The 8,743-nt window shown below is 64.9% G+C and carries 10 protein-coding genes; 6 read left to right on the top strand and 4 right to left on the bottom strand.

All coding sequences use genetic code 11. The features are described from left to right. A partial coding sequence (locus ACQKJZ_RS16400) for a rod shape-determining protein (protein WP_427732404.1) occupies positions 1 to 652 on the bottom strand: 652 nt, incomplete at its 3' end. A 134-nt stretch (positions 653 to 786) separates the two neighbouring features. Between ACQKJZ_RS16400 and mutL the strand changes: the two genes are divergently transcribed. Continuing rightward, entirely contained in the window at positions 787 to 2,574 is a 1,788-nt protein-coding gene (mutL, locus tag ACQKJZ_RS16395) for a DNA mismatch repair endonuclease MutL (protein ID WP_427732402.1), read from the top strand. Between the two features lie 508 nt (positions 2,575 to 3,082). Here the strand turns inward: mutL and rplI are convergent. From rplI to rpsF, 3 genes are read right to left on the bottom strand one after another with little or no spacing between them, the layout of a single operon-like run. Next, positions 3,083 to 3,676 carry a 50S ribosomal protein L9 gene (gene rplI / locus ACQKJZ_RS16390; RefSeq protein WP_427732400.1) on the bottom strand — a complete coding sequence of 198 codons (594 nt, stop codon included), beginning with the start codon at positions 3,674 to 3,676 and terminating at the stop codon, positions 3,083 to 3,085. A gap of 12 nt (positions 3,677 to 3,688) precedes the next feature. After that, a complete protein-coding gene (gene rpsR / locus ACQKJZ_RS16385) occupies positions 3,689 to 3,913 on the bottom strand; it encodes a 30S ribosomal protein S18 (protein ID WP_007403456.1) in 225 nt (74 codons plus the stop codon). Beyond that, entirely contained in the window at positions 3,913 to 4,323 is a 411-nt protein-coding gene (gene rpsF / locus ACQKJZ_RS16380; protein WP_037567458.1) for a 30S ribosomal protein S6, read from the bottom strand. Before rpsF ends, rpsR begins: the two co-directional genes overlap by 1 nt. A 254-nt stretch (positions 4,324 to 4,577) precedes the next feature. On the opposite strand from rpsF, the gene fabD reads away from it, so the two are divergent. The 5 genes from fabD to fabF all read left to right on the top strand — a co-directional run bounded on the left by fabD (position 4,578) and on the right by fabF (position 8,487). Further along, complete coding sequence (gene fabD, locus ACQKJZ_RS16375; protein WP_427732397.1) at positions 4,578 to 5,537, top strand: ACP S-malonyltransferase; 960 nt, start codon at positions 4,578 to 4,580, stop codon at positions 5,535 to 5,537. Between the two features lie 33 nt (positions 5,538 to 5,570). Continuing rightward, a complete protein-coding gene (locus tag ACQKJZ_RS16370) occupies positions 5,571 to 5,999 on the top strand; it encodes a GxxExxY protein (protein WP_312487740.1) in 429 nt (142 codons plus the stop codon). Positions 6,000 to 6,001: 2 nt separating this feature from the next. Beyond that, a complete protein-coding gene (fabG, locus tag ACQKJZ_RS16365) occupies positions 6,002 to 6,742 on the top strand; it encodes a 3-oxoacyl-[acyl-carrier-protein] reductase (RefSeq protein WP_427732395.1) in 741 nt (246 codons plus the stop codon). A gap of 131 nt (positions 6,743 to 6,873) precedes the next feature. Next, positions 6,874 to 7,110 carry an acyl carrier protein gene (locus tag ACQKJZ_RS16360; RefSeq protein ID WP_007403554.1) on the top strand — a complete coding sequence of 79 codons (237 nt, stop codon included), beginning with the start codon at positions 6,874 to 6,876 and terminating at the stop codon, positions 7,108 to 7,110. Between the two features lie 120 nt (positions 7,111 to 7,230). Further along, positions 7,231 to 8,487, top strand: coding sequence for a beta-ketoacyl-ACP synthase II (gene fabF, locus ACQKJZ_RS16355; protein ID WP_061779108.1), 1,257 nt, complete (start codon positions 7,231 to 7,233; stop codon positions 8,485 to 8,487). Positions 8,488 to 8,743 lie beyond the last annotated feature (256 nt).

The following is an 8,743-nucleotide window of genomic DNA, read 5'->3' as shown; positions in this document are numbered from 1 at the left end:
TGATCCGCTCGGCGGTGGCTTCACCGATCAGCAGATTGTGGTTGCGGCGGACATAGGAGACGATCGACTCGTCCATCTTGTCACCGCCAACACGCACCGACGTGGTGTAGGCGAGGCCACGCAAGCTCAGCACCGCGACTTCGGTCGTGCCGCCGCCGATATCGACGACCATCGATCCGATCGGCTCGGTGACGGGCATGTCGGCACCGATCGCGGCGGCCATCGGTTCCTCGATCAGGAAGACCTGGCTTGCGCCCGCGTTCGAGGCGGCGTCGCGGATCGCGCGGCGTTCCACCTTGGTCGAACCCGACGGCACGCAGATCACGATCTCGGGCCAGCGCGCGAACTTGCGGGGGCCGTGCACCTTCAGGATGAAGTGCTTGATCATCTGTTCAGCGACGTCGATGTCGGCGATCACGCCGTCACGCAAGGGGCGGATCGCCTCGATATTGCCCGGGGTCTTGCCCATCATCAGCTTGGCGTCGTCGCCGACCGCCTTGACCTTCTTGATGCCGTTGATCGTCTCGACCGCGACGACGGACGGCTCGTTCAGCACGATGCCGCGTCCGCGGACATAGACCACGGTGTTCGCGGTGCCGAGGTCGATCGCCATGTCTTGCGACATGAATTTCAGGAAGCGGGGCAGGGGCATCGAGGCTTTCGTTCCGTCTGGTGGACCGGGTGGGCGTAACTCATATCCCGAACCGCCGCCAAGAGCCGTTACAGGCACCTGCACCGTCATTTGCGGGGTCGCGGGATGCCGTCGCTTGGGCTAGGGTTTGCCGCATGTCAATACGGCGTCTGCCTCCCCATCTCGTCAATCGTATCGCGGCCGGTGAAGTGGTGGAAAGGCCCGCCAGTGCGTTGAAGGAACTGGTCGAAAACTCCATCGATGCGGGCGCCACCCGTGTTGCAATCGTTCTCGGCCAGGGCGGCATCGGCCGGATCGAGGTGGCCGATGACGGATGCGGCATGTCGGCCGAGGACATGGCGCTCGCGCTGGAGCGGCATTGCACCTCCAAACTGCCCGACGAAGCGATCGAAGCGGTCGTGACGCTCGGTTTTCGCGGCGAGGCGCTGCCCTCGATCGCCAGCGTCGCGCGGGTGACGATCGAGAGCCGTCCGGCGGGCCGCGATGGCTGGAGCCGCGTGGTCGACAATGGCGAAGTGCTGCGCGACGGCCCCGCCGCCGTGCCGCCGGGCACCCGGATCGTGGTCGAGGACCTGTTCGCGCGGGTGCCCGCCCGGCGCAAGTTCCTGCGCTCGCCGCGCTCGGAATATGCCGCCTGTCTCGACATGGTGCGCCGCCTGGCGATGGCGCGGCCCGATATCGCCTTCACGCTGGAGCATGACGGGCGGCGGGTGCTGACCGTGCCGGGGGGCGAGGAACGGCCCGGCCGGGTCGCTGGCCTGACCGACCGGGCGCTGGCGGAGAATTCGGTGGCGATCGACTGGGTGCGCGACACGGTGTCGCTGGGCGGGGTCGCGGGGCTGCCGACCTTCAACCGTGGCATCGCCGACCATCAATATCTGTTCGTCAATGGGCGTCCGGTCCGTGACAGACTATTAATGGGCGCTATCCGAGGGGCTTATGCCGAGATGTTGCCACGCGATCGTCACGCGGTGGTGGCGCTGTTCCTCGATATGCCGCCGAGCGAAGTCGATGTGAATGTCCATCCGGCGAAGACCGAGGTCCGCTTTCGCGACCCCGCGCTGATCCGGGGCATGATCGTCTCCGGCCTGCGTCGCGCCCTGGACGAAGCCGGGCATCGCAGCGTGCAGCGCCCGCCCGACTCGGCGCTCGCCATGTGGCAGATCGAGATGGTCGCCGCACCGCTGGCCTCGGCTCCGCCCGCCGACGACTGGGGCCATGCCGCGCCCGAAGCACGGGTGATGGAGCGCCAGTCATTGTTCGCCCCGCGCCCCGGTTTCGCCGCACCCCCGCCGCTCGCCCGCGCCGAGGCCGCCTTCGCGCTCCCGCCCGAGGTACGCCAATATCCGATGGGCGTCGCGCGCGGGCAGGTCGCCAAGACCTATATCGTCGCCGAAGCCGAGGACGGCCTGGTGCTGGTCGACCAGCACGCCGCGCACGAACGGCTGGTGCTGGAACGCATGCGCGCCGCGCTGACCGGCGGCCGAGTGGCGTCGCAGGCGATGCTGATACCCGAAGTGGTCGAACTGGACGAGCCCGCCTGCGACCGGCTGGAGGCGCGCGCCGAGGAACTGGCCGAATTCGGGTTGGATCTCGAACGGTTCGGCCCGACCGCGATGCTGGTCCGCTCGACGCCAGCGCTGCTTGGGCAGAGCGATCCCAAGGGGCTGGTGAGCGATCTTGCGGATGAACTCGCCGCGTTCGATCAGGCGTTGTCCCTGCGCGAACGGCTGGATCACGTCGCGGCGACCATGGCCTGTCACGGCTCCGTGCGTGCTGGTCGCATCCTGTCGGTTGCCGAGATGAACGCACTGCTTCGCGAAATGGAAGTCACACCGCATTCGGGCCAGTGCAACCATGGCCGCCCGACCTGGGTGAAATTGCAGCATGGCGATATCGAGAAGCTGTTCGGGCGGAAGTGAGGGCGTGCCAGCCAATCGCCCGAAGCAACCAGCGAGAATCGGTCGCGCATGCCTGCCGGGAGAAATCAGGCCGCCTCCCACCGCAATTGCGCCAAGCGAACGGAACCACGCCCAGGTGCGGGTCAGTCCCGCCGTTGCAGAAGCGGATGATCGCCAACGGTACTTGGCAGGACAGCTGCAACCCCGATTTCAGCGGCGAGTCGTGTTCGTTGGGCGATGAGCGGAAAAAACTTTGGTTTGGCTGTTCACCGTAACGAAACTTTTGCACTTCGCCGTGTATTTAGTGAGCATCGCATAGGCTTAGGCAGCTTGACCATGAAACATATAATGCCGCTCATCTTCGCACTGATCCCGCTGGCGGCCGTCGTCAGCGCCTGCGTCGCCTGTCCCTGAGCCTTTAGGGCGCCATTACGCGCGCTTTTCGATTGCCGTCTCCCAAGACGCAAAAAAGGGCCGCCCGGTCATACCGGACGGCCCTTTCTTTTTGGCGACAAGCCGAAGCGGGGGATTAACCCTGCGCTTCTTCCTGCTCCGGCTGAACCTCGGCGGTGGCGCCGGGCTCTGCGTTGGGATCGTAATCCTCGGTGAAGCCGGCTTCGTCACGCTCGAACATCGAGGCCATGACGTCGACGCCCTTCGCCTGCATTTCGGCTTCTTCCGGCGAGCGGGCGACGTTGACCTTGACGGTCACGGCCACTTCCGGGTGAAGCGCGACGCGAACGTCGTACAGGCCGATCGCCTTGATCGGACGGTCGAGCACGATCTGGCTCTTGTTGACCTTGTGGCCATCGGCGACCAGCGCGTCGACCAGATCGCGAACCGCGACCGAGCCGTACAGCTGACCGACGTTCGACGCCTGACGGATCAGGGTGACGCTGGCGTTCTCGAAGGTCTTCGACTCGACCTCGGCCTCGGCGCGACGGTTCGCGTTCTCGGCTTCGATGCGGGCGCGGTTGGCCTCGAACACCTTCTTGTTGGCTTCGTTGGCGCGCAGCGCCTTCTTGCGCGGCAGCAGGAAGTTACGGGCATAGCCGTCCTTCACCGAAACCACGTCGCCGATGGCGCCGAGCTTCTCGACGCGCTCAAGCAGAATAACGTTCATCTGTAAGACCCCTTACTTCACGACGTAGGGCAGGAGGCCCAGATGACGCGCACGCTTGATCGCCTGGGCGAGCTCGCGCTGCTTCTTGGCCGACACGCTGGTGATGCGCGAGGGCACGATCTTGCCGCGCTCGGACACGAAGCCCTGCAGCAGACGGACGTCCTTATAGTCGATCCGGGGCGCGTCCTTCGCGGAGAAGGGGCAGCTCTTGCGGCGACGAAAAAACGGGCGGGCCATTATGCGGCTTCCTCTTCACGATCACGACGGGGGCGGTCAGCGCGGTCGGGGCGTTCGCCACGATCGGCACGACGCTCGCGGTCGCGCTCCTGCTTGCGCATCATCACCGACGGACCTTCTTCATGGCCGTCCACCTTGACGGTCATGTAGCGGATCACGTCTTCGTTGATCTGGGTCTGGCGCTCCAGCTCGGCGACGACACCGGCGGGGGCGTCGATTTCGAGCATGACGTAGTGCGCCTTGCGGTTCTTGGCGATCTTGTACGCCAGCGAACGCAGGCCCCAGGTCTCGGTCTTCACGACCTTGCCCTGATTGTCCTCGACGATCTTCGTGGCGGCTTCCGCCAGCGCGTCCACCTGCGCCTGTGCCAGATCCTGGCGCGCAAGGAACACGTGCTCGTAAAGAGCCATGCAGCTTACCTTATGTTGGCCGATCGCTGATGCCCACCCCATGTGGGACACCCCTCCGGCTGTCTTCCATACTTCAATACCGTCACGCCAAAATGGCATGAGGGCGGGTGAAGCAGGTGCTTCCCGCCCAATGGTGCGCCGGCTCATAGCGAATTGCGGGCAAAAGGCAAGCGGGGAGGGGCGCGCCCTTGCCAGCGGCGGGCGACCTTTCTACCGCGCGGGCCATCCTATTACTGTTTCATGGCAGAACCAACATGCGTGCATTCATCTTTCCGGGCCAGGGCAGCCAGGCCGTCGGCATGGGCAAGGCGCTGGCCGAGGCGAGCCCCGTCGCCCGCGAGGTGTTCCAGGAGGTCGACGAGGCGCTGGGCCAGCATCTCTATCGCCTGATGGTCGAAGGGCCGGCCGACGAACTGACCCTGACCGAGAACGCGCAAGCAGCGATCATGGCGAACGCCATCGCGACGCTGCGCGTGCTGGAGAAGGAAGGCGGCGTCCGCCTGTCGGAGAAGGCCGATTTCGTCGCAGGCCACTCGCTGGGCGAATATACGGCGCTGTGCGCGGCCGATGCGATCGACCTGCCCACCACGGCTCGCCTGCTGAAGCTGCGCGGCCGGGCGATGCAGGCAGCGGTGCCGGTAGGTGAGGGGGCGATGGCCGCGCTGCTCGGCGCTGACCTGGAAAAGGCCAAGACCATCGCGGGTGCGGCGGTCGATGCGATCCTGGCAGAGGGCGGCGAGGAGCTGGTCTGCACGGTCGCCAACGACAATGACCCGAGCCAGGTCGTGATCTCCGGCCACCGCGCGGCGATCGAGAAGGCGGTGGCGCTGGCCAAGGATCTGGGTGCCAAGCGCGCCGTCCTGCTGCCGGTGTCAGCGCCGTTCCACTGCCCGCTGATGCAGCCCGCCGCCGATGCGATGGACGCCGCGCTCGCCGAGGCGACGATCCGTGCGCCGCTGGTGCCGGTCTATGCCAATGTCGAAGCCGCGCCGGTCGCCGATCCCGGCGCGATCCGCGCGCTGCTGGTGGCGCAGGTGACGGGCATGGTCCGCTGGCGCGAATCGGTGCTGGCGATGCAGGAGGCTGGTGTCACGCAGTTCGTCGAATTCGGCGGCAAGGTCCTCGGCCCGATGGTCAAGCGTATCGCGCCGGACGTGGATGCGGTCAGTGTCGTGACGATGGATGACATCGAGGGGCTTCTCGCCAAGCTCTGATTTTTGTTCACGCGAAGGCGCGAGGACGCGAAGATGGCAGATATCGAAACAATAGCGTTTGATGTGATTGATCTGTCCTTGCGCCTTCATCGTGAGCTTGGTCCGGGATTGCTAGAGAGTGTTTATGAGACGATCCTAGCTGCCAAGTTGGCAAGCATAGGCTATCGTGTCGAACGACAGCGGGCCGTCAATTTCAGTTTTGATGGGCTGCAATTCGATGGAGCCTTTCGCATTGACCTACTGATCGAAGAAGCATTGCTCGTCGAAATCAAATCAGTTGAGCGGCTGAATGCCGCTCATGCCAAACAACTGCTAACTTATCTACGCCTGACAAAACAGCCGTTGGGGCTGCTTGTTAATTTCGGCGGTGCTACCTTGAAGGAAGGACTCCGCCGCGTCGTCAACGACTACACGCCCATCGCGTCTTCGCGGCTTCGCGTGAACCAAAGAATCGGAGAATAAGCATGTTCGACCTGACAGGAATGACCGCCCTCGTGACCGGTGCATCGGGTGGCCTCGGCTCGGCGGTGGCGAAGGCGCTGGCGGCGCAGGGGGCGAAGCTGGCGCTCTCGGGCTCCAATATCGATAAGCTTGAAGCATTCCGCGCGGAACTGGCCGGCGAGCATGTCGCGGTGCCGTGCAACCTGTCCGACGCGGCCGCCGTCGATGCGCTGATCCCGCAGGCGGTCGAGGCGCTGGGCGGCAAGCTCGACATTCTGGTCAACAATGCCGGCGTCACCCGCGACAACCTGACCATGCGGATGAAGGACGAGGAGTGGGACCAGGTCATCAGCGTCAACCTGGAGGCGACCTTCCGCCTGATCCGCGCCGCCGCCAAGCCGATGATGAAGGCGCGCTTTGGCCGCATCATCTCGATCACCTCGATCGTCGGCGCGACCGGCAATCCGGGCCAGGCGAACTATGCCGCGTCGAAGGCGGGCATCGTCGGCATGTCGAAGGCGGTGGCGCAGGAGCTTGCCAGCCGCAACGTTACCGTCAACTGCGTGGCGCCCGGCTTCATGCGCTCGGCGATGACCGACGTTCTGCCCGAGGCGCAGAAGGCCGCGCTGCTCGGCAAGATTCCGGCCGGCGATCTGGGCCGTGGCGAGGATATCGGCGCGGCGGTCGTCTACCTCGCGTCGAAGGAAGCGGGCTATGTCACCGGCCAGACGCTGCACGTCAATGGCGGCATGGCGATGCTGTAAAGGGCATATTTGCCACGAATGAGCGTATCCGGGCCCGAGTCCGTCGCTGGACGGGCTTGCCAGAAAAGAGCGCGCGTTCTACGTGCGTTCAGGAATTACCAACCCCCGATGAATTACGAGAAGGGATTACCATGAGCGAGACCGCCGACCGCGTGAAGAAGATCGTCGTCGAGCATCTCGGCGTCGAAGCCGACAAGGTGACCGAGGACGCGAGCTTCATCGACGATCTCGGTGCCGACAGCCTCGACATCGTCGAGCTCGTCATGGCGTTCGAGGAAGAGTTCGGTGTCGAAATCCCGGACGATGCCGCCGAGAAGATCACGACCGTCAAGGACGCGATCACCTATATCGACGAGAACAAGGCCTAATTCCGGGGCCACTCGGCGTGTGATCCACACGCCGAACGGGCCGTGAAGGCCAGGTTGCAAGCGGCTCCCCGACCCCGACTAGCGGGCGGGGAGCCGTTTTCGTTGTGAATGGAGTGGAATATGCGGCGCGTCGTCGTCACCGGATTGGGTCTTGTCACGCCGCTGGGCGCGGATGTGGAGACCGCCTGGGCCAATCTGATCGCTGGCAAGTCCGGCGCCGGGACCATCACGCGGTTCGATACCACAGGGCAGAAATGCACCATCGCGTGCGAGGTGAAGCCCAAGGATCACGAATATGGCTTCGACCCTGACAAGCGCGTCGACCACAAGGTCCAGCGTCAGGTCGATCCCTTCATCGTTTACGGCATCGACGCCGCCGGTCAGGCGCTGGAAGATGCTGGTCTTACCGAGATGGACGAGGCCACGAAGCTTCGCGCGGGCGTGTCGATCGGATCGGGCATCGGCGGCCTGCCGGGCATCGAGATCGAATCGGTCAACTTGCACGAGCGCGGCCCCGGCCGGGTCAGCCCGCACTTCGTCCACGGCCGCCTGATCAACCTGATCTCGGGTCAGGTCAGCATCAAATACGGCCTGATGGGCCCGAACCATGCGGTCGTCACCGCCTGTTCGACCGGCGCGCACTCGATCGGCGACGCTGCGCGCATGATCCGCGACGACGATGCCGACATCATGCTGGCGGGCGGTGCGGAGAGCACGATCAATCCGCTCGGCGTCGCCGGCTTTGCCCAGGCGCGCGCGCTCAACATGAGCATGAACGATCGTCCGACCGAAGCGAGCCGTCCTTACGACAAGGGCCGGGACGGCTTCGTGATGGGCGAGGGGGCTGGCGTCGTCGTGCTCGAGGAATATGAGCACGCCAAGGCGCGCGGCGCGAAAATCTATGCCGAAGTCGTCGGCTATGGCCTGTCGGGCGATGCCTATCACGTCACCGCGCCGCATCCCGAGGGCAAGGGCGCCGAGAATGCGATGCGCATGGCGCTGCGCAAGGCGGGCATGGAGCCGTCGGACATCGACTATATCAACGCGCACGGCACCTCGACCATGGCGGATACGATCGAACTGGCCGCCGCCAAGCGCGTGTTCGGCGACGATCTGTCGGGCGCGTCGATGTCGAGCACCAAGTCGGCGATCGGCCATCTTCTGGGCGGCGCCGGTGCGGTGGAGAGCATCTTCTGCATTCTCGCGCTGCGCGACCAGATCGTGCCGCCGACGCTGAACCTCGACAATCCCGATGAGGGGACCGAGGGCGTCGATCTGGTGCCGCACACGGCCAAGAAGCGGGAAGTCAAGGCGGTGCTGAACAACTCGTTCGGCTTCGGCGGCACCAATGCTTCGCTGGTGATGAAGGCGATCTAATCCGTCCAACCACCGTTCGTGAGGGGCGGGGTCGTTGTGTCTTGGGGGATTCCCGTGGCCTTGGACTGCGCTCAGGCCGAACGGCGGTGGTTCGCCCCCATCCCTTGTGTTTCGCCCAATGCCCAAACTTCCGTTCAGCCTGAGCGGAGTCGAAGGCCACGGGATAAGGGGTGAGGTCAAGGCGTGCACTTCGACTTCGCCCAGTGCGAACGGAGGGCGGCAATGGAATTCCAACCCCGGCACCGACCGGGTCGGC

Origin of the sequence: Sphingomonas sp. NPDC019816, assembly GCF_050274375.1 — a bacterium.
In the GTDB taxonomy this organism is placed as follows: Bacteria; Pseudomonadota; Alphaproteobacteria; order Sphingomonadales; family Sphingomonadaceae; genus Sphingomonas.
This window is presented reverse-complemented; position numbering and strand designations above follow the sequence as displayed.